The 23,332-nt window shown below is 42.6% G+C and carries 24 protein-coding genes and 1 tRNA gene; 15 read left to right on the forward strand and 10 right to left on the reverse strand.

The genetic code is table 11. The annotated features are described in order from the left end of the window. The 7 genes from ABJ384_RS06145 (at window position 1) to ABJ384_RS06175 (ending at window position 5,147) form a co-directional block, all read left to right on the forward strand. On the forward strand, window positions 1–252 hold the full coding sequence (locus ABJ384_RS06145; protein WP_349929507.1) for a MoaD/ThiS family protein: 252 nt from the start codon (window positions 1–3) through the stop codon (window positions 250–252). A 1-nt stretch (window position 253) separates the two neighbouring features. Next, window positions 254–772, forward strand: coding sequence for a molybdenum cofactor biosynthesis protein MoaE (locus ABJ384_RS06150; protein WP_349929508.1), 519 nt, complete (start codon window positions 254–256; stop codon window positions 770–772). A gap of 84 nt (window positions 773–856) precedes the next feature. Beyond that, window positions 857–1,780, forward strand: a complete 924-nt coding sequence (gene moaCB / locus ABJ384_RS06155; protein WP_349929509.1) for a bifunctional molybdenum cofactor biosynthesis protein MoaC/MoaB — start codon at window positions 857–859, stop codon at window positions 1,778–1,780. Then, window positions 1,777–3,018, forward strand: coding sequence for a molybdopterin molybdotransferase MoeA (locus ABJ384_RS06160; protein ID WP_349929510.1), 1,242 nt, complete (start codon window positions 1,777–1,779; stop codon window positions 3,016–3,018). Before moaCB ends, ABJ384_RS06160 begins: the two co-directional genes overlap by 4 nt. Window positions 3,019–3,032: 14 nt before the next feature. Continuing rightward, the gene (gene modA, locus ABJ384_RS06165) at window positions 3,033–3,794 is read left to right on the forward strand and encodes a molybdate ABC transporter substrate-binding protein (RefSeq protein WP_349929511.1); all 762 of its coding nucleotides are present in this window, start codon (window positions 3,033–3,035) and stop codon (window positions 3,792–3,794) included. A 26-nt stretch (window positions 3,795–3,820) separates the two neighbouring features. Continuing rightward, window positions 3,821–4,504, forward strand: coding sequence for a molybdate ABC transporter permease subunit (gene modB / locus ABJ384_RS06170; protein WP_166168110.1), 684 nt, complete (start codon window positions 3,821–3,823; stop codon window positions 4,502–4,504). Window position 4,505: 1 nt separating this feature from the next. Next, the gene (locus tag ABJ384_RS06175; RefSeq protein WP_349929512.1) at window positions 4,506–5,147 is read left to right on the forward strand and encodes an ATP-binding cassette domain-containing protein; all 642 of its coding nucleotides are present in this window, start codon (window positions 4,506–4,508) and stop codon (window positions 5,145–5,147) included. A 104-nt stretch (window positions 5,148–5,251) separates the two neighbouring features. Here ABJ384_RS06175 and ABJ384_RS06180 read toward each other — a convergent pair whose 3' ends face one another. The 4 genes from ABJ384_RS06180 to ABJ384_RS06195 all read right to left on the reverse strand — a co-directional run bounded on the left by ABJ384_RS06180 (window position 5,252) and on the right by ABJ384_RS06195 (window position 8,787). Further along, window positions 5,252–5,701, reverse strand: a complete 450-nt coding sequence (locus ABJ384_RS06180; RefSeq protein WP_349929513.1) for a universal stress protein — start codon at window positions 5,699–5,701, stop codon at window positions 5,252–5,254. A 538-nt stretch (window positions 5,702–6,239) separates the two neighbouring features. Beyond that, window positions 6,240–6,315 (reverse strand) — tRNA-Gly (locus ABJ384_RS06185). A gap of 65 nt (window positions 6,316–6,380) precedes the next feature. Next, complete coding sequence (gene cysS, locus ABJ384_RS06190) at window positions 6,381–7,802, reverse strand: cysteine--tRNA ligase (RefSeq protein ID WP_349929514.1); 1,422 nt, start codon at window positions 7,800–7,802, stop codon at window positions 6,381–6,383. A 289-nt stretch (window positions 7,803–8,091) separates the two neighbouring features. Then, window positions 8,092–8,787 (reverse strand): DUF1826 domain-containing protein, encoded by a 696-nt coding sequence (locus ABJ384_RS06195; RefSeq protein WP_349929515.1) that lies wholly within the window; start codon window positions 8,785–8,787, stop codon window positions 8,092–8,094. Between the two features lie 380 nt (window positions 8,788–9,167). Here ABJ384_RS06195 and ABJ384_RS06200 point away from each other — a divergent pair, with 380 nt between their 5' ends. From ABJ384_RS06200 to ABJ384_RS06235, 8 genes are all read left to right on the forward strand, one after another. Continuing rightward, entirely contained in the window at window positions 9,168–10,145 is a 978-nt protein-coding gene (locus ABJ384_RS06200) for a KpsF/GutQ family sugar-phosphate isomerase (RefSeq protein ID WP_166168119.1), read from the forward strand. A 3-nt stretch (window positions 10,146–10,148) separates the two neighbouring features. Beyond that, window positions 10,149–10,688 (forward strand): HAD-IIIA family hydrolase, encoded by a 540-nt coding sequence (locus tag ABJ384_RS06205; RefSeq protein ID WP_166168122.1) that lies wholly within the window; start codon window positions 10,149–10,151, stop codon window positions 10,686–10,688. A 41-nt stretch (window positions 10,689–10,729) separates the two neighbouring features. Continuing rightward, window positions 10,730–11,278: an LPS export ABC transporter periplasmic protein LptC gene (lptC, locus tag ABJ384_RS06210; protein ID WP_086195103.1), complete on the forward strand. Its 549-nt coding sequence runs from the start codon at window positions 10,730–10,732 to the stop codon at window positions 11,276–11,278. Then, a complete protein-coding gene (gene lptA / locus ABJ384_RS06215) occupies window positions 11,262–11,828 on the forward strand; it encodes a lipopolysaccharide transport periplasmic protein LptA (RefSeq protein WP_166168124.1) in 567 nt (188 codons plus the stop codon). The genes lptC and lptA overlap by 17 nt, the downstream gene beginning before the upstream one ends. After that, a complete protein-coding gene (lptB, locus tag ABJ384_RS06220; protein ID WP_166168127.1) occupies window positions 11,828–12,574 on the forward strand; it encodes an LPS export ABC transporter ATP-binding protein in 747 nt (248 codons plus the stop codon). The genes lptA and lptB overlap by 1 nt, the downstream gene beginning before the upstream one ends. Window positions 12,575–12,736: 162 nt before the next feature. Next, a complete protein-coding gene (locus ABJ384_RS06225; RefSeq protein ID WP_349929516.1) occupies window positions 12,737–13,336 on the forward strand; it encodes a YigZ family protein in 600 nt (199 codons plus the stop codon). Next, a complete protein-coding gene (locus ABJ384_RS06230) occupies window positions 13,329–13,946 on the forward strand; it encodes an acyltransferase (protein WP_349929517.1) in 618 nt (205 codons plus the stop codon). The genes ABJ384_RS06225 and ABJ384_RS06230 overlap by 8 nt, the downstream gene beginning before the upstream one ends. 132 nt (window positions 13,947–14,078) lie before the next feature. Next, entirely contained in the window at window positions 14,079–14,921 is an 843-nt protein-coding gene (locus ABJ384_RS06235) for a universal stress protein (RefSeq protein WP_349929518.1), read from the forward strand. A 142-nt stretch (window positions 14,922–15,063) separates the two neighbouring features. On the opposite strand, the gene ABJ384_RS06240 is transcribed toward ABJ384_RS06235, so the two are convergent. From ABJ384_RS06240 to ABJ384_RS06265, 6 genes are all read right to left on the reverse strand, one after another. Continuing rightward, window positions 15,064–15,729, reverse strand: coding sequence for an O-methyltransferase (locus ABJ384_RS06240; RefSeq protein WP_086195109.1), 666 nt, complete (start codon window positions 15,727–15,729; stop codon window positions 15,064–15,066). Between the two features lie 138 nt (window positions 15,730–15,867). Continuing rightward, on the reverse strand, window positions 15,868–16,581 hold the full coding sequence (locus ABJ384_RS06245; protein WP_349929519.1) for a D-Ala-D-Ala carboxypeptidase family metallohydrolase: 714 nt from the start codon (window positions 16,579–16,581) through the stop codon (window positions 15,868–15,870). A 140-nt stretch (window positions 16,582–16,721) separates the two neighbouring features. Further along, window positions 16,722–17,045, reverse strand: a complete 324-nt coding sequence (fdxA, locus tag ABJ384_RS06250) for a ferredoxin FdxA (RefSeq protein ID WP_086195111.1) — start codon at window positions 17,043–17,045, stop codon at window positions 16,722–16,724. 200 nt (window positions 17,046–17,245) lie between these two features. Next, a complete protein-coding gene (mutS, locus tag ABJ384_RS06255) occupies window positions 17,246–19,897 on the reverse strand; it encodes a DNA mismatch repair protein MutS (protein WP_349929520.1) in 2,652 nt (883 codons plus the stop codon). Window positions 19,898–20,226: 329 nt separating this feature from the next. Then, window positions 20,227–22,236: an alpha/beta hydrolase gene (locus ABJ384_RS06260; RefSeq protein WP_349929521.1), complete on the reverse strand. Its 2,010-nt coding sequence runs from the start codon at window positions 22,234–22,236 to the stop codon at window positions 20,227–20,229. A 131-nt stretch (window positions 22,237–22,367) separates the two neighbouring features. Beyond that, window positions 22,368–23,282, reverse strand: a complete 915-nt coding sequence (locus ABJ384_RS06265; protein ID WP_349929522.1) for a hypothetical protein — start codon at window positions 23,280–23,282, stop codon at window positions 22,368–22,370. Window positions 23,283–23,332 lie beyond the last annotated feature (50 nt).

The following is a 23,332-nucleotide window of genomic DNA, read 5'->3' on the forward strand; positions in this document are numbered from 1 at the left end:
ATGCCACAAATCAAGATCAAAATTGAAGCCTTCGGTGCAGTAGAACGACAGTTACCTGCAAATTTAGCCCTGTTATGCAGTGCTCGGAGCACTGTTGCCGAGGTTTTGCTACAACTCGGACAGGATTATCCGGCAGCTTTTGCCATGCTTGAACGTTGTGCCTGCGCCATCGGTGAGGACATCATTCCCCGACAAACCCGGCTTGATGCAGACAGTACGCTGGTGCTGTTGTCACCAGTGGCAGGAGGCTGAAATGACGTTATTGAAAACATTTTGCAGAATTCAGGAGACAGCCTTAACTTTAGACAGCTTTAATCAGATTGAGCAGTTTCCTGAATGCGGTGGCATAGGGGTATTTATCGGAATCGTGCGTAATCATCATGAAGGCAAAGCGGTTAAGGCACTGAAATATACCGCGTATGCGCCAGTGGCGGAAAAAATGATTCGCCAGATCGAGCAGGAGATTCAGACTAAATATGGCGTGTCCTATGTACGGGTCATTCACCGGATTGGTGCTTTGGCGATTGGTGAAAAAGCCATTATTGCCATGGCCTATGCTGCACATCGCCGCGAAGCCTTTGCTGCCTGTGAAGAAGCGGTAGAACGGGTCAAGCACGAAGTACCGGTGTGGAAAGAAGAATTTTACCTGGATGGCAGCAGTCAATATGTAGAAGGTTGCTGTATCCGTAAAGATACAGCGGAGCAGGGGCCTGCACATCATCATGCAGATAAACAATCCGCATACAGTGATCATGCCCATTGTCATCATTAAAAGCAGATTAAGCTACTCATTGAATCTGAGTAGATGTCAGCCAAAAGCATTATTTAAAGTAAAAATGAATTCAGGAAAGATGCAATGAAAAATGTCGGGATGAAAGCCGAGAGTTATCGTACTGCAGTGGCCACAGGGATTCTGCATGCCCCAGCACATTGCATTGAATTGTTACGTGAGGGCAATACCGAAAAAGGCGATGCGCTGAAGACGGCACGAATTGCAGGGATTTTAGCAGCCAAACGTACCGATGAACTGATTCCGCTATGCCATCCGCTACCGATTTACCGTGCCGATGTGGAATATGAACTGTTTGATGCACATGTGGAAATTATTGCCACGGTGGAAACCATTGGGCCGACCGGGGTGGAAATGGAAGCTTTGACCGCAGTCAGTCTGGCCGGTTTAACATTGTATGACATGCTGAAACCGCATTGTGAACCGGAAGACCTATGTCTGGATCAGGTCAAATTACAAAAGAAAAAAGGCGGTAAATCACACTTTACCCGTGCCTTAAAAGAAGTAATGCCTGCCTCTATTATTGTGCTGTCGGATACCGTGGCTGCAGGCAAAAAACCGGATACGGCAGGGCAGAATGTACTGGAAATTTTACAGGAAGCCAATTTTGACAATATTGCTTACCATGTTATTCCAGATAGTCCGGAACAGTTACTGGCATTGATTGAACAGCAGAAAAATGACTATCCCCTGATTTTAACCGTAGGGGGGACAGGGTTGGGGCTGAAAGACTTAACCGTGGAAACCATCCAGCCGTTATTAAAACGGGAAATTCCCGGGCTGATGGAAGCTTCACGCAGTTTTGGGCAAAAACGCACGCCTTATGCCGCCTTAAGTCGCGGTGTGGCCGGATATATCGAGAACAGTCTGGTGATGACCTTACCCGGCAGCCGGCAAGGAGCGAAAGAATCGTTGATTGCAGTTCTGCCAGCATTGGTACATTTATTTGATGTGCAAAAAAATATTCCCCATTCAGGGGGTTACCAATGAATAGTCTAATGTCAGGATGTGGTGCTGAACACGGCCTGATTACGGTGGATCAAGCACTGGATTTAATCTTGCAGCATACTCAGGTGTTAGCAACTGAACGCCTTGAGCTTAATCAGGCTTTAAACCGCTATTTGGCGCAAGATGTGTATGCTGCCATCAATCTGCCCTTATTTTCGCAAAGTGCGGTAGATGGTTATGCACTGTGTGCTCAGTCCGTAATTGAGCCACATAGCGAATTTGAACTGATCGGTGAAATCCGGGCCGGACAACAGGATGAGCTGCAACTGAAAGCCGGACAAGCGGTTCGGATTTTTACTGGCGCCAAAATTCCGTTTGGAACCACCACGGTGGCACGTCAGGAAATCGTCAAGCTCATCGATTCAGGCAAAATCGCAATAGTCGAAAACCTGTATGCTCATGCTGACATTCGTGATATGGGGGAAGAAATTACCACTGGACAGTTGCTAGCCAGTAAAGGCCAACAGCTGTCTGTGGGGGCAATTGCCAGCTTAAGTATGGCGGGCATTCACAGCGTTGAAGTTGTTCAATATCCCAAAGTTGCAGTGGTCATTACTGGAGATGAAGTCGCGAGCAGCATTGAAGATTTTGTAGCAGGTAAGATTTTTGATGCCAATGCGCCGCTGATTCAGGCCTGGTTTCAAAATGCAGGACAGCAGGTTGAAATTTTCCATGTGGCCGATAGCGAAGATGCAGTGAAAGCATTAATTCAGCAATTATCGGACAGCTATGATGTGGTTTTAAGCACCGGCGGTGTCTCGGTGGGAGATTATGATTTTATTCGGCCAGTGGCACTGGATTTAGGCTTTGAACAGCTGTTCTGGAAAGTGAAACAGAAACCGGGCAAGCGGATGTTCTTTGCAGAATTAACCCGCAGTGATTGTTCGCATTGTTATCTGTTGGGTTTGCCGGGCAATCCCGCGGCCGTGTATGTGGGCATGCAAATTTATACCGCGACCTTATTAAATGTATTGCAGGGGCAAAAACAGCGGCCGGACTGGTTTAGTGCAGTACTCAGCCATGATTTAAAAATCGACAGCCGAGAACGTTTTTTAAGAATGTCAGCCAGTTTCGATCAGGGAATATTAAAGGTTAAAAGTTTGTCTAAACAGCAATCACATATGCTCAGCAATTTAATGCAGGCCAATTGTCTGGTGCGTATTCCCGCAGGGCAAAGCCTGCTTGAAGAGGATATTGTCCAGGGCTTATTTATTCATTAAGGGGCAAAAGAATCATGAAAAAATCTCTGTTTTTCTCAGTATGTCTACCGGTTTCACTTTCAGTTGCACATGCTGAAACAGTCAAAATTTATGCTGCTGCCAGCCTGACCAATGCCATGAGCGACATTGAAAAAATTTATGCAAAGCAACATCCGAAAACCAATCTTGTATCGGTATATGGAGCTTCATCAGCGCTTGCAAAACAGGTTGAAGCAGGGGCAAGCAGTGATATCTTTTTTTCGGCTGATCTGGACTGGATGAATTACCTGATCAAAAAGAACCTGATTAATCAAAACAGAACCAGGCCCTTATTGTTTAACCAGATGGTGGCCATCAGTTCAAAAAATTTAAATATTGCATTTAAGCCACAGTCTACTTTTAATTTTGCTCAAGCATTTAAAGGACATCTTTGTACGGGACAGATGGAATCTGTGCCAGCGGGTAAATATGCCAAACAGAGCCTGATTAAACTGAACTGGCTAGATCATTTAAAAGGTCGGATTGTAGGAACGGATGATGTGCGCTCGGCTTTGGCTTTTGTTGAGCGTGGCGAATGTGAGGTAGGTATTGTTTATAAAACGGATGCCCTGATTAGCCAGAAAGTCAAAATCATCGGTACTTTTCCCGCAAACTCACATAGCCCGATTGCGTATCCGCTGGCTTTAACCAAGCAGGGAGAACAGAATAAACAGGCAGTACAGTTTGCACAGTTTGTGGAAAAAAGCGCTCAGGCCAAAGCAATCTTTAAAAAATACGGTTTTAGCCTGAAATCCTAAGCAATCCCTTGGGAGATAAATCAACGATGTTAAGTCCAGAAGAGCTGAGTGCCCTGTATTTATCTGCCAAAGTAGCCGGTTTTGCTACCTTGTTCTGCTTACCTTTTGCCATCGGCTTGGCTTGGGTACTAGCACGACATGAATTTCGGCTGAAATTTATTGTGGAAGCATGTTTACAGTTGCCGATGGTTTTGCCTCCAGTCGTATTGGGCTATTTGCTGCTGGTACTGTTTGGCAATCAGGGCATCATTGGGAAATATCTGCACACACTGGGCATACAGCTGGCCTTTAACTGGAAAGGGGCTGTATTGGCCTCAATGATTGTGGCATTTCCCCTGATGGTGCAACCGATTCGGCTGTCCTTTCAGTTGATGAACCAGCAACTGGAACAGATTGCCGGTTCATTGGGGGCTGCGCCGTGGAGAGTCTTTTTCAGTATCAACTTGCCTTTGGCTATTCCTGGCATCGTGATGGGCAGCATTTTATGTCTTAGTCGTAGCCTGGGGGAGTTTGGCGCCACCATTACTTTTGTCGGTAACATTCCTGATGAAACCCGTACCATTCCCATCGCGATTTATTCCTTGCTGCAACAACCCAATGGTGAAGATATGGCAATGCGTTTGGTGGCCTTATCCTTATTTTTGGCTTTTAGCGCCTTAATTGCCAATTATTTTATTTTGCAAAACTATCAACGCAAATTGGGAGCCTGAAATGTTGAAATGTGATTTTCAATATCAACATGCTGATTTTAGCTTGAATGTTGAACTGGAGATGCAGCAGTCACTTTTGGGCATTGTGGGCGTTTCTGGGAGTGGCAAGAGCACCTTGTTAAAAAATATTGTAGGACTGTTAAAACCCGATCAGGGGTATATCCAGTTTAATCAACACATTTTGGTGGATACCCGGCAAAACATTCATTTGCCCATGCATCGACGCAAAATTACTTTAATTTTCCAGCAGGCTTTGCTGTTTCCGCATCTGAATGTCAAACAGAATTTATGTTATGCAGAAAAATGGCTGGCACCCTCGGAACGAAAATTCCAGTTTGATGACATTGTAGATTTGCTGGACTTGAATGGCCTGATTCAGCGTAAAGCCCGGCAGCTTTCAGGCGGGGAAGCACAGCGGGTATCGATTGGACGTGCCTTATTGTCTTCTCCCAATTTGCTGTTATTGGATGAACCATTAACCGGATTAGATGTACAGTTAAAACAGCAAATTTTACCCTTTTTTAAACGAATGAAAGATGAACTGAATGTGCCGATGATTTATGTCACTCATCATCTGGAGGAACTGGAATATTTAGAGGCTGATACTTTGCAGTTAAACCACGGTCAATTACAACATAATTAAATTGAGCATCGTTAAATGATATAGTTTGAAAAATAGCCTAAGCAATTTAAATCCTAAATTGCTTAAACTATTTCTATAAAAATCAACAAAGCATCTTAAAAGGATTATTGAGTATGTTTAACCACCAGAACGGGAACATGGCTGGCGGTCAGAATATCCTGGGCAATACTGCCAATAAAAGCTTTTTTCAAACCGGTACGCCCATGCGATCCAACCACAATCAAATCAGCCTTTAATTCATCGGCTAGTTCAGCAATGGCCTCACTGGGGGATTGTTTGGCCACAAGTTTAGTCTCTGCGGCAATGCCTGCTTCAGAAAATCTGGCACCTAGCTCCGCTAATATATTTTTAGCGTGAGCTTGGGCCTCCATAAAATAATCTGTGACTCCAGGTACATTTTTATAAAAACTGACACTGGTTAAAGGGTCGATAATCACCACACTGACTATAGTCACTTTACTTCCTATAGCTTTAGCCAACATCATCGCTTGGTCAGCGGCAGCGAGAGAGGTAGGGGAATCATCCACAGAAACTAAGATGTGCTGGTAACCCATGATGTTATCCTCTTGTTTCAATATTTATTATTTGTTCAAAGCTTAACATAGTTAGAATGCTGGAAGGAAAAAAGGTAAAAATGTATCTTTTATATTTAAGTCACCAAAATATTCATTAAATTTGAAAATTATCTTTTGATTTATAAGAGTAAATATCAAACCTATTTTTAATGATAGAGATTTCAGTAGTAAAGCCTGAGAGGATCGACATTTCCAGCTCTTGGCTTTGGTAGCTAACTAGCGCACCCCTTTGCCTAAAGAGATGACATAGTTGCCAGCATTATGCATGGTTTTGAACACCTGTGGGCTTCTTGGGATTTTTTATCCAATCAAAAAGATTGTGAATTTTTTAGAAAGCTGTTAGATGGCTAATAGTAGCTTACTGTAGACTTGCTTATCTATCCATGTTGATATTATCGATTGGTTTGGAATTGATCTGTTTTTGTTTAAGCTTTTAATAAAAAGATTGGAAGATAGAACGATAAAAATTAGCTTATAAAAAAAGCCCCAATCTTTCGATCAGGGCTTTTTCGTATTCTGGAGCGGGAAAGGAGACTCGAACTCCCGACCCCAACCTTGGCAAGGTTATGCTCTACCAACTGAGCTATTCCCGCAATATGGAAGTGCATTATAGAGAGTTTCTTTCAACTGTCAACTCTTTGTGCTTCCAAATGTTTAATTAATCAGCACGACGCCAGATGGTGCCTTGACGGGTATCTTCCAGTACCACACCTTGATCGAGTAAATTCTGGCGAATTTCATCGGCTTTGGCAAATTCCTTGGCCTTTTTCGCATCTTTACGTTGCTGAATCAGGTCTTCAATCTGCTCTTCCGACAAGCCTAATGCTTCCTGACCAATATCTGATTTCAAAAAGTCGTCTACATTGTGCTGTACCAAACCTAAGATATTGGTCAAGTGACGTAAAGTCGAATAATACACTGCAGCCTGTTCAGCATTTTCATCTTTCACTGCACGGTTGAGTTCTTTGTTGACTTCAAACAATACGGCAATGGCTTCAGCGGTATTGAAGTCATCGCGCATAGCAGCATTAAAACGTTCAACCAAGGCTTCATCTAGAATTTCTACAGTTTTTTCACCATAGGCTTGTTGATATGCCTTAAATGAGTGATAGAAACGGGAAAGGGTGTTCTTTGCTTCTTTAAGTGCCGTGTCAGAGAAGTTCACCGGGCTGCGGTAATGCGAAGAAACAATAAAGAAACGGATCACTTCCGGATGGAATTTATCCATCACATCGCGAATGGTGAAAAAGTTACCTAAAGACTTCGACATTTTTTCGCCATCGACATTAATAAAGCCGACATGCATCCAGTAATTCACATACTGTTCGCCAGTTGATGCTTCTGATTGGGCAATTTCATTTTCATGATGTGGGAAGGTTAAATCTGAACCGCCTCCATGAATATCAAAATGGTTGCCCAGACAGCAGGTGGACATCGCTGAACATTCAATATGCCAGCCCGGGCGTCCATTACCCCAAGGTGAAGCCCATGAAGGTTCATTTTCTTTGGCATGTTTCCACAGCACAAAGTCAAACGGATGTTTCTTTTCTACTTCCACATCGACACGTTCAGAGGCACCGGCTTGCATATCTTCCAGTTTACGGCCAGACAAACGGCCGTATTTGGCAAATTTTTCTACTTCAAAATAGACATCGCCATTTGCAGAAGGATAGGCCGTGCCTTTATTGACCAGATTGCCAATCATGTTTTGCATCTGGTCGATGTAATCAGTCGCACGTGGAGCTTCATCTGGATGCAGACAGCCCAAGTTTTCAGCATCTTCGTTCATTGCTTTGATAAAACGATCGGTTAGCGCAGTAATGCTTTCCCCATTTTCATTGGCACGGGCAATAATTTTGTCATCAATATCGGTAATGTTACGTACGTATTTTACCTTCCAGCCCTGACTGCGCAGAAAACGAATAATATAGTCAAATGCAACCATAACTCGAGCATGACCAATATGACAGTAGTCATACACGGTCATACCGCAAACATACATGTCGATATGACCTTCTTTACGAGGTACGAATTCTACTTTTTTACGTTGCTCTGAGTTATATAGAACAAAAGGTTGCATAGGTCTTCAAATTGTTTCTACCAAAAGATGGCTCATCTTAACCTAAGCATTTTTTTTCATAAAGTTAAAACGAAAAAAAGCAGGAATTTTTTAGGGATATATGGATGTATAAATGTTGAGTGCCATGACTGATGATGCGCAATGCTTTATTACAAATAAAATCATCAGTGAGGGCTGCCGGATCTGTCCCTGTTTTTCTGGAGCATTTAAGACCAGAGCCTTTTAAAAATAGGCAGATGTAATCTCCAGATTTTATAGATCAAGTGAACACTATATATTTCATCAATATTTAACAGATCAAGAGAAGTCTATATTCACCTGCTTCATGAGGCGCTCTATGCACACAAGGTAAAACAGGCTGTGTTGGATGATCGACTGCCAGGCGCCAAAGATGTCCTTGACCTAAATTGATCGGGGTTGCATCCGCTTTGGGTGCATAATGTAAATCAAAGAAATATTCTTCCAAGAAATTTTTGAACTCGGCTTCTGGACCGTCATATAAGTCTTTAAGCTTTGCTCTTATTTCTGGAATCAGAATCTTTTGTTCAACCTGATTGTTTGGCAAAATATCACTGGCACAACCATAATAAGTACATAAAAAAGTATCTGTTTCTATAGGTGAGCGGTCAACATGATAGGAATACACATCTGTTGAAATGAAATCCAGCTCTTCATCCCGTTCATAACTTTTAAGTAAATTAAGAGAAGGGGATGCTCCAAAATCAGTTAATAGCTGTATATCCCTTAAGATCATTTCCCGAGCCAGATGACCGTGTTCGGAAAGTTGCAATGCTAAAAGATCTTCAACAGAAACTTCGGTAATATTCTCTTTTAATTCAAGTTTGGTAACAATTTCTTTAAAATCCCCAGCCAGATTTCTATACCAGCAAAGGGCATTCATATTTACTTGAAACTTCGAATTGACCAGTTCAGGAAAAGTGGAAACCACGCCAATTTGCTCGTGATCAGAAAGTGTATTTTTCATATTAGAATTAAATAATAAAACCATGTCTAATAATATAACTCAGCTTGGTATAAATGAAGCAGGATGAATGAAACACAACACCTACGCATCAAGTGGCTGTTTGCAGCTGGAATAACATGAGTTCATACAAATAAGAATGTATATCAATTCAATATCTTAAGATTGCTATAGGATACTGGCCAAACATGAGGTTAGGGAAGCTGAGGTTCGCTAGGAAATTAGGGAAGTTCATGACCATCATTTCTACACAATTCGTGGAATCTTGTACATTTAGAAACGTGACATTTGCATAGATATGATAAAATTGCGAAAATTATTTTTTGCTTGATTGAATCAGCTCTGTATAGAGTAAAGGTAAACCTATTTTGAACCCCTCAAATATGCCAAATCAAATAGACTTTCAAAAAGTTGCACTAGAAACTTTGCGTATAGAAGAACAAGCCCTGGAAATATTGGCAACGCAAATTGATGATCGTTTTAATCGTGCCTGCGAAACCATTTTGCAGTGCCGGGGACGTTTAGTCATTACTGGTATGGGAAAATCAGGGCATATCGGCCGTAAAATGGCGGCAACGTTTGCTTCTACAGGTACGCCATCATTCTTTATGCATCCGGGAGAAGCGGGGCATGGTGATTTAGGCATGCTGGTTCCTGGCGATGTGCTGATTGCCATTTCTAACTCGGGCAAGAGTGATGAAATCATGATGCTGATGCCTTTGATCAAGCGTCTGGAAATTCCTCTAATTACCATTAGTGGTGATGACAAAGGCCCTATGCCGCAAAATGCCGATGTCGCTTTAACCTTGGGAAATATCCAGGAAGCCTGCCCACTGGGTCTGGCTCCGACTTCAAGCACCACGGCAACTCTGGCTTTAGGTGATGCCTTGGCAGTTGCCTTACTGGATGCACGTGGTTTTACTGCTGATGATTTTGCTTTATCTCATCCAGCCGGTGCATTAGGTAAACGCTTGTTGTTACATGTCGAACACCTCATGCACACAGGTACAGAATTGCCAAAAGTGTCTCCAGATACACCAATGAATCAGGTTTTATACGAAATTTCAAACAAACGCCTGGGTTTAACCACCATTGTGGACCAAAATGACGTACTGCTCGGGATTTTTACCGACGGTGATTTACGTCGTTTAATTGATAAGCAACAAGGCTTTGATGTGAAATTGCCGGTTTCTGAGGTCATGACTAAAAATCCATTGACCATTTCGCAAGATGCGCGTGCGGTTGAAGCTTTAGAGCGCATGAACGAAAAGAAAATCAATCAATTTGTTGTTGTAGATGATGTACATAAGGTCATTGGTGTGATTAGCATGCATGACCTGATTCAAGCCGGGGTAAATTAATAAATGGCATCTTATATTTTATTGGAACAGGCACGTTATGTTGAAGCCTTGGTTCTTGATGTCGACGGGATTCTGAGTGATGGTTTTGTCACCCTGACCAATACCGGGGATGAAATCAAGTCCTTTGATATCCGTGATGGTTTAGGTATGAAACTCGTACAGAAAGCCGGTGTAAAAGTCATTATTATTACTGGACGTAAAAGTAATATTGTGGAAAAGCGCATGTCTGACTTAGGCGTAGACTTGGTTTTCCAGGGCCGTGAAGACAAAGGCACTGCATTACGCGAAGCCTGTGCTCAATTGAATGTTGCTCCGGAAGACTGTTTATATATGGGTGATGACTGGCCTGATCTTTCGGCATTTGCAATTGCAGGTATGAAAGTGACTGTTCCCAATGGTCATGTCGAAGTTCGACGCCGTGCTGACCTTGTAACCCAGGCCATGGGTGGTCGTGGTGCAGTGCGTGAAATCTGTGACATGATTCTAATGGCCAAAGGAGCTTATGAACAGCTACTTGAAACCTATACCGCTGCCCCACATTAATTGTTAAACCATTCATTGAATTTGAGTTAAGTACCACACTTATGGATACAAAAGTTTTATACCTAACTGCTATAGCAATTGCAGCTATAAGTGGTGGTTACTACTATTACAGTGGTAAGGGCAACAAGCTCGAGGTTGACTCAGCCAGAAGCATGACCTATTCCGCTGAAAAAATTAACCTGACTCAAACCGATGACAACGGTAATTTGTATGCCCGTGCTCAGGTCGATCGTATGGAACAGGACATGCAAAAAGAAACGGCCAAACTCGAAAACCTGAATGCTTCCCTGTATAAGAATGGCGCAGTTGATGCTACTTTTTATGCCAAAGTGGCGAACAGTTATGATGATAATCAAAAGGTGATTCTGTCAGGAAATGTGGTGGCGACCAAGTTGATGCAACAGGGCAAAATGCAGTTTCAGACTCAGGAATTAACCGGATATCCTGACACTCGGGAAATAGAGACAGATAAACAGGTCATTGTGCAATCTCCGCAAGCTGAATTTGTAAGCCAGGGGCTGAAAGCCAATTTAAATGACGGTCAATACGAATTTTTTAATATTCGAGGAAAATATGAACCACAATCTTAAGCTTACATTGCCTAAAACCTTGCTTAAACAAGCAGCTTTAGCCGGTTTGGTTGTATTCTCGTCGGCAGCTGCATTTGCCATTCCATCTGACCGAAATCAGCCTATTTCATTGGTTGCAGACCGTGCAACCTATAATGAAAAAACCGGGGTGACCACCTATAGCGGGAATGTCATCATCGAACAGGGCACCATGAGATTGCAAGCCAACTCTATTGTTGCCAATCTCAACAGTCAAAAACAGATTAGTAGCATTACAGCGACAGGCGGTCCTGCACGTTTTCAACAGCAAACCGAGGTCAATAAAGGCTTGGCGAAAGGTCAGGCTCAGAAGATTCTTTATAATGCCCAAACAGGCATTATCACCTTGTCCGGCAATGCATTTTTACAGCAGGATGGGGCAAGTATTCGCGGTAATACTTTGAAATACAGCATGAATAAAGGTGATGTTGAAGCGACAGGTACACCGAACAATACTGGCTCATCTTCAGGTCGCGTACAAATTATTATTCCACCATCTAGCTCAAAAACGTTCCCAGGAGCACGTGATTAATGGATCAACCGCTAAATCAGCCCCAAACATTGTGTATTAAACATCTGGCAAAAAACTATAGTAAAAGATGGGTTGTGAAAGATGTCTCTTTTCAGATGCAGAGTGGACAGATTGTAGGCTTACTTGGTCCAAACGGTGCGGGTAAAACCACAAGTTTTTATATGGTGGTGGGTTTAGTTCGGATGGACAAAGGCGAGATTCATTTGGATGATCTTGATTTGTCAGACTTGGCCATGCATGAACGTGCCCGTAAAGGTATTGGTTATTTGCCGCAAGAAGCCTCAATTTTTAGAAAACTGACGATTTCTGAAAACATTATGGCGATTCTTGAAACCCGTAAGGATTTGAACAAGCAACAGCGTCAACAGCGTTTAAATGAACTATTGGCAGATTTTAAAATCACGCATATTAAGGATTCACTGGGGATGAGTGTGTCTGGTGGTGAGCGCCGTCGTGCTGAAATTGCCCGTGCTTTGGCTGCTGATCCTAAGTTTATGCTGCTGGATGAACCTTTCGCGGGGGTCGATCCTATTTCTGTAGCGGACATCAAGGATATTATCCGTGAACTTAAAGACCGCGGAATTGGTGTACTGATTACCGATCATAACGTACGTGATACATTGGCGATTTGTGAGCATGCCTATATTGTCAGTGAAGGTGCGGTAATTGCAGAAGGTACACCGCAAGAAGTGCTTGAAAATGACACTGTGCGCAAAGTCTATTTGGGTGAAGATTTTACTGTTTAATTAAAGTTTAATCAGAATGATTTAATCTTATAAATTACGGTATCATTTAAGTTTAAATATTTTTAATTCTTAAGAAACCTTCTTTTATAGGAGGTTTTTTTGTATCTGCAAGCGGTTCAAAACAGGCTATACTGCTGCTGTATTGTTATTTATTCCAGATTTATGCCATTTACAATTGCCTCATCCGTTACTTTCGAAGAAGACATTAAAAAAAGTCGCTTTCAGGCGATTGCTGCACCAGTAGAAAATGAACAGGATGTCAAAAACTTTTTAGAGTTCCATAAAGATATCACCACCACACATCAGTGCTGGGCATGGAAAATTGGCCATAATGTTCGTTTTAATGATGATGGTGAACCATCAGGTACTGCTGGACGCCCGATTTTGGCAACTATTGAAGGCAATGAATTAACCAATATCATTGTTTTGGTCAATCGCTGGTTTGGCGGTATTAAACTCGGAACGGGCGGGCTAGTTCGGGCCTATGGTGGTTGTGCAGGGCAGTGCCTGGTACTGGCGGAAAAAATTGAACTGATTGAAAAAAAGAAAGTCAGCTTTGCCTGCCAGTTTAATGAATGGGCCATTTTTCAGTATGAGTTGAACCACCAAAACATCGAATTTCAAGAACAATATACCGCCACAGGTGTACAGATCGAAGCCTTGTTACAAGTTCATCAAATTCAGCCTTTGGCACTGAAAATTCAGGATGTGACTCGCGGACGTGAACAACTGAAAATTGTAGAAGAGCCGAACCATGACTGAACAGGATCCGCTATTAAAATATCGTGAACAGCACAAGCATCGTTTGAATTACATGCCGTGGCTGTACTGGTCATTAAAACCGAAAAATCGTGGCTGGGCAGAACAGTGGCAAAAAGAATATCAGGCTTATTTGATGGAAATGGAAACTGTCGAAATTGGTGAAAACTGTTTTATTTCACCGCTGGCCCATATTTTTGCCGAGCCGGGCCGTAAGATTAGTATTGGTGATAATACTTTCATTGCCGCAGACTGTACCTTGCATGGTCCTTTAGAAATTGGCAATGAAGTGGCCATTAACCATCACTGTATTCTCGATGGTGGGCGCATGGGGATCAAGCTACATGATCAGGTCCGTATAGCTGCATATTGCCATTTATATGCTTTTGACCACGGGATTGAACTTGCACAGCCCATTTACCAGCAAGCGGTACGTTCTCAGGGCATCGAGATTGGGCAAGATGTATGGCTGGGCGCGCATGTGGGGGTCAAAGATGGTGTTAAAATTGATGCTCATGCCATTGTCGGCATGAACAGTATGGTCACAAAGAATGTTGAAAAGGCAACTATTGTTGCAGGTAATCCGGCCAGGTTTATTCGTCATCGGGATTAAAAAATCCAAGAAAATGAAGATGAATCAGGGAGTAAGTTTAATTACATAAAAGCCTGCACAGCGGTGAAGAGTTATGCTAAGTTAAAATAACAATTAGACTTAAAGCCTGTATGGGCGAAAAGCGAGGCGAAAATGAAACGTGTAATCGCTTGTATTGATTCTTCTCCATGTGTAAATGCAGTGGCTGAAGCTGCGGCATGGGTTGCAAAGCAGACACAACGTGAATTGGTATTATTACAGGTTTTAGATTATTACCCGGCTAGTTATCATTTGGGGGAAATTAGTGGGGTGATCGGGTTTGAAAGTAATGCAATGTTACTGAAAGAACTGGCAGAACTTGAACAAAAACAAAGTGAACTGGCACTGGATTACAGCAATAATCTTTTAACCCATATTTCTGACATGATTCAGCAGAAGTATCAGATTAGCGCCTCACATCTGCAAGAAAAAGGCGATTTCCTGGAACAGAGTTTTCATGTGCTTAAAGAAGATGACATCGCCATTATTGGCCGGGTCGGAGAGCGTTCTGCGGAACGAAACAAACCAATAGGCAGTAATGTAGAAAATTTTATTCGTGGTGCAAAATGTACCGTCATGACCGTCGGGGAACAGTTTAAGCCACCCACACGATTCATTTTTGCCTATGAATATTCACCAACCTGCGTTAATCTGATGAAACGTGTCGCACAAAGTGATTTATTAAGACTCTTACAGTGCCATCTGTTATATGTAGGTGATCATCCGGAAATACTGAATGAACCTTCGCAGTATTTACGTGATGCCGGGATGGATGTGGTGACTGAATACCGTTATGGCGATGTTTCTGAAAATATACTGGAATACCAAAGTGAACATGGCATACAACTGATATTACTGGGTGCATTTAGTCACAGCAAGATTCGCCAATTCTTTTTGGGAAGTGTGGCAACCAGTATCTTCCGAAACTCAACCGTACCCTTACTGGTGGTGAAATAACTGAGTCAACACCTAACAGGTTTGATTAATAATTACCCATAGTTATCCGCATAAGTTGTGGATAACTATATGGACAGTATCTGTAAATTATTAATAAAAAACAAAAAAAATAAAAAGATTGTTTTTTAACCTTTGTGTCATATTATTTCACTATGGCAAGTGCAAAGCCATCATGTCCTTTGCTACCAACTGTTTGTAATGCAGTACAGGACAAAATTCGAGGATGGTCTTGCAAGGCTACAAACATATCGCGAATACCTTCAATACTAGGTTTGTGGTTTGCAGGATTAATGATCTCGCCAGCACGAATCACGTTATCCAGCACAATAATAGTCCCTGAATGGGACAAGTTTAAGCTGAGTTCTAGATACTCTGGATAACTCTGTTTGTCGGCATCAATAAACACAAAGTCAAATGGTTCAAAATCTGCAGGCAATGCCTTTAATACATCTGCTGCACGCCCCACTTTAAGCTCAATGGTCTGCGGAAGTTTGGCATTATCGATATTTTCCTGACCCAAAGCTGCATGAGTATCACGACCCTCAATGGTCAGAATGTAGCCATCTTCTGGTAGCGCACGAGCCAACCACATTGTACTGTAGGCAGCAAAGGTACCCAGTTCCAGTACACGTTTGCACTTGTTCATCTGAATCAGCATTTGCAGCAGCATGCCCTGATTGGGCGCGACGGCGAGGTGATCTGGAAAACCTTTATCTTCAGTATTTTTTAATGTCTGTAGCAGAATGGGGTCTTCTGGAATTAAATGTGAATCGATGTAAGCATCAATCTCTGTCCACATTTGTTGCATAGTCTGGTCACCTGTGTTGCGATGCATGCATTTTAAACTTTTCCATTCAGAGTGCAATTTATCGTTTTGATTTATTGAAAATAGGGCAATAAAAAAGAGATCAGCAGGATCTCTTTTTTTTTACTGCACTACACGATTTTAAAAATTACACATCGAGCTGTGGCGTGAGTGGTCTGGACCCCAGGTGCGGTAACCTTGAGTATCAATATGGATTTGACCAGAAGCATATAGCCCAAGTCCCATATTCAGGCTTTGTCCGTACTGCACCCAGAATTGACATAATTTAAATTTACTATTTTCAATAAATGCATAATCTTCTGCTTGGGGCACTTCAGGCCCAATACGGAAATCGATCGCCGAATTAAATAAGTGGCGTGATGAATTTGCGCCACCGGCACACTGGTTAAGTGACAAATCCCGGTAAACGGAGGTCACTTCAAAGTCAGTAAGTACTTTGGCAGCAACCAGGTATTTAAAGACTCGCAAAGTTGCAATTTGATTGTTCCACAATTCACGGTTAGGAATCATATATTGGGGACGGCCGCATTTTTGCCAGTCACGGGCAGAACGCAACAATTCGAAACTTGGGATAATATTGCCGACACCATTACGTTCCAGAAAATTTTCATATTCACGGACACGATGTAAATTATCACCGATGGCAATCCATGAATTATAAACATAAGGTACTGTTTTCGGTGGAATTGGGCGTTCAAGGCTAATGCGTTCTTGAGGAATGAAGATCCGTTTTCCATGGGGCATTTGCCCTTGTTTCTGAAGAGATGTGCTACATCCAATCATGACAAGTGGGACCAAGCTCAAGCCCAGTAAGCCCTTTAAAACATGCTTCATTATAGAAATCAGATATTTATAAATACATGCTATTTTAATCTAATTTGAAGGATAAAATTTGAAAATATTGCAATCAAATGTTTTTTTAAGTATAAAAAAAGATCAGCATAGGCTGATCTTTTTCAGGCTCAGAAACAGTCTTATTTTTCCAAGTATTTTAACTTGTCGGCTTTACCGTTCCATTCTTCGCGATCGGCAGGCTGGTCACCAATTTGAGTGATGTTTGGCCATTTTTGTGAAAGCTCAGCATTCAGTTCAATAAAGACTTCCTGACCTTCAGGCAACTCATCTTCCGAGAAAATAGCATTTGCCGGGCATTCAGGTTCGCATAATGCGCAGTCAATACATTCATCTGGATTAATCACGAGGAAATTTGGACCTTCGTAGAAACAATCTACCGGACAAACTTCTACGCAGTCTTGGTATTTACATTTAATACAATTTTCAGTGACAACAAAGGTCATGGCGACAGCTACCTAAAAAATATGGTTCTAGTTACTCTTGCTGTATTTTAGGCAAAAATGCTGCTAAGTAACAATTGCTTTTATTGATATTTATTATATATAAGGCTGTTAATTTTAGTAAAAATTGAATATTTCATTAAATATATGTAGTAAATGAAAAAGACTTCTATTTAGAAGTCTTTTTCTGGCACAGATTTAAATTAGCTTTCCAGGGCATCTTTTAAAGCATAAATCTGTTGCAAGGCTTCCCGGGGAGAAAGATTGTCTACATCCAGCGATCTTAACAACCTTAGTGCAGGGCCATCTTTTTCAATTTCCACTACACGTTCAATAATTTCTACAGCCGGTTCATCGATCGCACTAAACAAGTCATTTTGTACTACCTTATTGACCTGTTGATGTTGCTGTTTTTCCAGAATCTTCAAGCGGTTTTGCGCTTCTTTGATCACGCTGGCAGGAATACCGGCCAGTTTTGCTACCTGTAAGCCATGGCTTTGACTGGCAGGGCCGTGCTGAACCTTGTGTAGCAGGATTAAATTACCGTTCAGCTCCTTGGCTGTGACATGATAGTTATCAATTCCTGATTCCTTGCCCAGTTCGGTCAACTCGAAATAATGAGTCGCAAACAAACACAGACATTTAATCCGTTTGCTCAGGTCAATCACACAAGCCCAAGCTAGAGACAAACCATCATAGGTACTGGTTCCGCGTCCGACTTCATCCATCAGTACCAAAGACTGGTTGGTGGCATGATGCAGAATTTGCGAAGTTTCGGTCATCTCCACCATAAAAGTCGATTTACCGGTCGATAAGTCATCTGCCGAACCGATACGGGTAAACACGCGATCAATCGGACCTAATACTGCGGACTTTGCAGGCACATAGGAACCGCAATAGGCCAGTAAACTGATCAGTGCGGTTTGACGCATAAAGGTGGATTTACCGCCCATATTCGGACCGGTCACAATAGCCATACGGTGGTTAAAGTCCAGCGTGGTATCGTTCGGCGTAAAAGCGGTTTTACTTAAGGCTTCTACCACAGGATGTCGTCCTGCAACAATTTTAACCCCAATTTCAGGGCTGAATTCTGGACGAGACCAGTTGCGTAAACGTGCCTGATGGGCAAAATTGGCCAGCATGTCAATCTGGGCAATAGCACTGCTCATCATTTGTAAATTGCCAATGTCTTGACGTAATTCATCCAGCAGCATTTCAAACAGCATTTTTTCACGCGCGAGGGCACGTGATTCGCTCGACAGGACTTTATCTTCAAAAGATTTCAGTTCTGGCGTGATATAACGCTCGGCATTTTTTAAGGTCTGGCGACGGATGTAATGATCCGGTGCTTGCTCGGCTTGAGCGCGGGTCAGTTCAATATAGTAGCCACTGACACGGTTATAGCCAATTTTCAGGGTTGAAATACCGGTGTTGGCACGCTCTTGAGTTTCCAGATCAATCAGGAACTGGCCCGCATGATCACGGATTTTACGCAGCTCATCCAGTTCACTGTCAAAGCCTTCTGCAATGACATTGCCATCACGGAGTAATACTGGTGGATTTTCGACAATCGCAGACATCAGGCGTTGATGCAGGCCATTAAAATCACCCAGCTCATCTGTCAGTTGCTGAATCAGAACGGATTGCTTAGTCTGCGTCATTGGTTGTAGGGCATGGCGTAAAAAAGGAATTTGCGCACAGGCCTGACGTAGCTGTACCAGATCACGAGGACGTGCACTGCCTAAAGCGATACGGCTCAGTACACGTTCAATATCGCTAATTTCTTTCAGGACCAGACGAATTGGTGTTTCATGATAACCGCTCAACATAGCGGTAATGGCATCCAAACGGGCATCCAGTATTTTGGTGTCGCGTAAAGGCTGCATTAGTGTACGGCTGAGCAGTCGACTGCCCATGGCGGTCTGGCAATCATTGATCAGCTGGAACAGGGATGTACCATGTTCAAATAGAGGTTCAACCAGTTCCAGATTGCGACGCGTGACCGGATCTAAAGCAATAAAGTCACTGCTTTGTTCCAGCTGAATCGAGCGGATATGTGGTAAAGCAGTTTTCTGGGTTTCTTTGGCATAATGAATCAATGCCGCTGCCGCTGCCTTGGCCAGCGGTAAATGATCAATCCCAAAACCAGAAAGGGTAGCGACCGCGAACTGGTCACATAAGGTTTTTTGCGCATTATTCAGGTTGAAATCGACATTCGGACGACGGGTCACAGGGCAGTCGAGCTGTTTTTTGATCTGCTCGATAATATTGGGATCAACAATGTCTTCATCCACCACAATCTCGCTTGGCATTAAGCGGGAAAGTTCAATTGCCAGTTGTTCATGATGAAACTCCTGTTGCTGTACCTTGAAAATACCGGCACTTAAATCCAGCAATGCAATACCAATCTGGCCTTGCTGCAGGCAAAGCGCAACCAGATTGGAAGACTGATGACTGTTCAATAGCGCATCATCGGTCAGGGTGCCCGGAGTGATGATCCGCACCACACCGCGCTCCATAGGTGCCTTTCCGCGAGAGCCTGCACTCTCGCCCTCACCCAGCTGTTCGCAAATGACCACGGTTTCGCCTTTTTTGACCAGACGTGCCAAATAGCCTTCAGCGGCATGATAGGGAACGCCTGCCATGGGAATCGGTTCGCCATTGGCCTTACCGCGGTGGGTTAAGGTAATTCCCAATAATTTGGCGGCTTTATGGGCATCGTCAAAAAACAGTTCATAAAAGTCACCCATGCGATAAAACATCAGGGAGTGCGGGTGCTGCATTTTGACGCTCATGTACTGCTGCATCATCGGCGTTAAAGTGGAAAGATCAGCCATGATTTCCGGGTAACTCATTGAGGTAAAATCCTTAAATATTTAAATACATCTCATCGTTAAAATTTGGCTGTCTCACCAATTTCAAATTTATGCATGAAACGATATGCGTTAAATCCTAGACTCTGGCTTTGTTCTTATTGTGATTTTCAAGCCAACCCGAGCTATGGAAAAACGCTATTTCATTTGCTCAGACATCTTATCAAATTTGCATGAATTGCGAAAAATGCTTTGCAGTAAATGGATAAAAATTAGGAGAACAGTTTGACGAGTTTTATCGTAGTGCTGATCGTACCGGCAAGTGAAATGATATTGCCGGTTGATACGAAACTGGAGAACTCAAGCGGACATTAGGGCTGATGCAGACTGAGCTTGGTTAGATGTAGACGCAAGATACGACGCAATTCTAAAACAGCTTCTGGTGTTTCCTGAATGGAATGACCGCCTTTAATAATTTTTTCCGAAATAGCACCCTCCAGATGGGCACTCTTATAGGGCACTACGTCATCAGTGATCACATGGATGTCATTACTATTAGTGATGTTGCCAATAATGGAATGAAAGATCAATCCTTTACGCGGGTTAATGTCTTTGGTCAGTTCAATAAACTTGGACTGATAACTTAAATCACTCGGTCCATTTTGAATCAGGCCATGATCAATTTGTTGTAACAGCTCTTTCAAATCCAGATCCTGAGTTTGTATGCTATCGCTAATCGCGGAGAGGAAAGCACCGGGAATACGGATGATTTTACGTGCTGCCTTGGTAAACCAGCGATCTGCATAATCGGTTCCCCGATGCGGGGTGGCCAGAAAAATCGCCCGAGAAAAATTAGGAATGTCCTTGATAACAAGGCGCTGCGAAATAATCGGTAATTTCTGAAACTTGTTTAACTGGCGATTATTCATCATGGATAAGGCTTTTTTGGTCACATCTGCATCACTGACCAAAAGCCGGGCAATAATACCACCCATGCTATGTCCAACCAGTACCGCATCTTTTTTGGCCGGGGCATTAGCATCGACCTGGGCAAAGGCCTGAGTCAATAGGGCATAAATCTGGAAACGGCTTTCCATAATCGGCATATTGGTTGAATAAAACACCTGCCAGACCTGAAAATTTTCCCGTAGTACCGTGTCCCCCATAATATCGTTGGTGAGACGAATCCATGCTTCAGGGCTGCTGGCCAGACCATGGATTAAGACAATCACTTTTTTATTCGGATTATAAGGTTCCAGCATATATAAATGCGGCATGGTGAGATGATCATCACGGTCAATCAGGGTTAAATAGGCTGCCCGGCCGAGATTGTTTTGTGCCAGCCATAAGCCATAAGGCGTAGAAAAGTTTCCAGCCAGCGGATAGGTCTTGCCGGCCATATTGACCTGATCATATTTGTACGGATCAAAGGCTTTTATTTCAAATTCTGCATTGTTTAAAATGTCTTCTACACTGCTGGCCGCTTTAGGCTGGGCAGTCAGGGTTGCCGCTAAATAGCGGGCCTGATGAATATTGGGATTGACCCCGTTTTTGTAACTGAAATTTATTGGGTTAATAATATATTTATTTTTCCCTTCGCTAATACCATCCTTGACCTGCGGTAGAACCAGGACAAATTCTGAGCCAAAACCATCGCGACGGTTAATGGAACGTAAGCCTGAAAAATTCAGGTTGTAACTGGAAAGCAGCTGCTCGATTTTCTGATTTTTGAGCTGTGGATAGTAATCAAAGTTGATCTGATAAATACTTTTACCCACCTTGACCTGTGGCTCAACTACAGTAGGTTTATGACGCAAGGCATAAGCAGTTACCAGTTTAGCCAGTGCTAAATTATAAAAGTCACGTATTTGCACCTGCCGGTTGTCAAAAATGCGGTCTTTGGGCTGTCGTTTGGTCTTAAACATGTAGGCATAGCTGTAGCGGATACTTTTATCCAGCATATACAGTTGCTGATCCAGACATTGATCATAGGTTTCTTGTTGCTGTTTCTGTTTTTCTTCGGATCGGGTACTGGCTAAAGTACTGGTTTTACAGTCAGAAGAATTTTCAAATTCCAATGCTTTGGCCAGGTAAATTTCGCTGGAGGTAGAGAGCAGCTGTTCGTCCTGAATTTGCGGAATCTGTTGCAGTTCCTGAATACACTGGTCGGGTTGGTCGGAACAGATTTTAGCTTCACGACCGGTCATGGACAGCACATTTAAACTGGCTTCACTCAATTTATTTCGGGTAAGGATACTTTCACGTTCATTGGCAATGGTGACATTAATGCCCTGGCTTTTGACGCTGACAATTTGACAACCTGTAAGCAGATAACTACTCAGCAGCGAGGCAAATAAAAGCTGATATATTTGTTTTGGCATAAAGTATGTCTACGTTCAGTATTTATTTGAGTTTTGTTCATCATACGATGATTCTTCTAATTTTCAATTCGTACATATAAAAATAGACCGTTTTGAACGGTCTATCTGAAAGGTGAATGGACAAAGAAAAATTAAGACGTTTTAGCCGGATTAAGTACTTGCCATACATTCCAGCGACCTTGCTTTTCAATTTCTGCAATTAAACGGTCAGCCACTTCAGCTTCTTGCGGATATTTCACTTTGTAATTTTTCAAGACCTGAATCGCATTTTTCTTTTGTTCCATGGCAATGTAATTGTTTGCCGCAGATAAATAGGCTTCCTGCACACCTGCCTTCATCGCCTTGTCTAAATAAGGAATGGCTTCACGTTGACCACCACCTTCAGATAAGCCAAAACCGAACCAGAAGTTTGCTTCAGCATCTTCTTTGTTAATTTTTAAAATGCGCTGTGCATAGGTTAAAGACTTGGTGGTATAGACTGAACCTAGGTCCAGGTTACGTGCCATAACACTGGCTTTAAATGCACGAATCAACACATCAAAAGAGGCATTGTCTTTAGATGCCAGGGTATCGAGCTGTTGAGTCACTTGTTTCAGTTTGGCTTCAAAGCCTTTACGTTCCTGACGTTCAGTAAAACGAGGCGGATAATGGCGTGCTTTGCCTTCTACCAGCTGCAAGAAGTCATCAACTTCGGTGATATCTACTTCATTGTCACCCGCCACAACCGCATATTTTACATTACGTTGCTTGCTGTTCACGGTAGGAATAATCAGCTTGTTGACATCAAGCATCACTTTTTTCTTTGGATCACCCGGCAGTGTGACTTCCATTTTGGTTACCGGCTGTGTAGCAGCTTTTTGTAAGGCAATTTCAAATGGAGGTGGTGCATCATAGTTAAATGGATTTAGTGCATAGAATGGTGCAGTCAATTCAGGTTCAGTGAAAACGATCGGTGCATTGGAATTTTTATCTTTTGTTGGTGTCGAGCTACAGGCTGAGAGTAAAGAAACAGCAATCAATGTACATGCCAAGGGCTTAAGGGTCATAGGGGTCATCCGTTCATTTAATTTTAAAATTAATTAGTAGGTATGTTCCT

The organism is Acinetobacter sp. A1-4-2 (assembly GCF_040233925.1).
GTDB lineage: Bacteria > Pseudomonadota > Gammaproteobacteria > Pseudomonadales > Moraxellaceae > Acinetobacter.

Bases quoted from the DNA above. Each gene is read 5' to 3' on its own strand.
- ABJ384_RS06145 (WP_349929507.1), top strand. From the start codon at position 1: ATGCCACAAATCAAGATCAAAATTGAAGCCTTCGGTGCAGTAGAACGA.
- ABJ384_RS06150 (WP_349929508.1), top strand. From the start codon at position 254: ATGACGTTATTGAAAACATTTTGCAGAATTCAGGAGACAGCCTTAACT.
- moaCB (WP_349929509.1), top strand. From the start codon at position 857: ATGAAAAATGTCGGGATGAAAGCCGAGAGTTATCGTACTGCAGTGGCC.
- ABJ384_RS06160 (WP_349929510.1), top strand. From the start codon at position 1,777: ATGAATAGTCTAATGTCAGGATGTGGTGCTGAACACGGCCTGATTACG.
- modA (WP_349929511.1), top strand. From the start codon at position 3,033: ATGAAAAAATCTCTGTTTTTCTCAGTATGTCTACCGGTTTCACTTTCA.
- modB (WP_166168110.1), top strand. From the start codon at position 3,821: ATGTTAAGTCCAGAAGAGCTGAGTGCCCTGTATTTATCTGCCAAAGTA.
- ABJ384_RS06175 (WP_349929512.1), top strand. From the start codon at position 4,506: ATGTTGAAATGTGATTTTCAATATCAACATGCTGATTTTAGCTTGAAT.
- ABJ384_RS06180 (WP_349929513.1), bottom strand. From the start codon at position 5,701: ATGGGTTACCAGCACATCTTAGTTTCTGTGGATGATTCCCCTACCTCT.
- cysS (WP_349929514.1), bottom strand. From the start codon at position 7,802: ATGCAACCTTTTGTTCTATATAACTCAGAGCAACGTAAAAAAGTAGAA.
- ABJ384_RS06195 (WP_349929515.1), bottom strand. From the start codon at position 8,787: ATGAAAAATACACTTTCTGATCACGAGCAAATTGGCGTGGTTTCCACT.
- ABJ384_RS06200 (WP_166168119.1), top strand. From the start codon at position 9,168: ATGCCAAATCAAATAGACTTTCAAAAAGTTGCACTAGAAACTTTGCGT.
- ABJ384_RS06205 (WP_166168122.1), top strand. From the start codon at position 10,149: ATGGCATCTTATATTTTATTGGAACAGGCACGTTATGTTGAAGCCTTG.
- lptC (WP_086195103.1), top strand. From the start codon at position 10,730: ATGGATACAAAAGTTTTATACCTAACTGCTATAGCAATTGCAGCTATA.
- lptA (WP_166168124.1), top strand. From the start codon at position 11,262: ATGAACCACAATCTTAAGCTTACATTGCCTAAAACCTTGCTTAAACAA.
- lptB (WP_166168127.1), top strand. From the start codon at position 11,828: ATGGATCAACCGCTAAATCAGCCCCAAACATTGTGTATTAAACATCTG.
- ABJ384_RS06225 (WP_349929516.1), top strand. From the start codon at position 12,737: ATGCCATTTACAATTGCCTCATCCGTTACTTTCGAAGAAGACATTAAA.
- ABJ384_RS06230 (WP_349929517.1), top strand. From the start codon at position 13,329: ATGACTGAACAGGATCCGCTATTAAAATATCGTGAACAGCACAAGCAT.
- ABJ384_RS06235 (WP_349929518.1), top strand. From the start codon at position 14,079: ATGAAACGTGTAATCGCTTGTATTGATTCTTCTCCATGTGTAAATGCA.
- ABJ384_RS06240 (WP_086195109.1), bottom strand. From the start codon at position 15,729: ATGCAACAAATGTGGACAGAGATTGATGCTTACATCGATTCACATTTA.
- ABJ384_RS06245 (WP_349929519.1), bottom strand. From the start codon at position 16,581: ATGAAGCATGTTTTAAAGGGCTTACTGGGCTTGAGCTTGGTCCCACTT.
- fdxA (WP_086195111.1), bottom strand. From the start codon at position 17,045: ATGACCTTTGTTGTCACTGAAAATTGTATTAAATGTAAATACCAAGAC.
- mutS (WP_349929520.1), bottom strand. From the start codon at position 19,897: ATGAGTTACCCGGAAATCATGGCTGATCTTTCCACTTTAACGCCGATG.
- ABJ384_RS06260 (WP_349929521.1), bottom strand. From the start codon at position 22,236: ATGCCAAAACAAATATATCAGCTTTTATTTGCCTCGCTGCTGAGTAGT.
- ABJ384_RS06265 (WP_349929522.1), bottom strand. From the start codon at position 23,282: ATGACCCTTAAGCCCTTGGCATGTACATTGATTGCTGTTTCTTTACTC.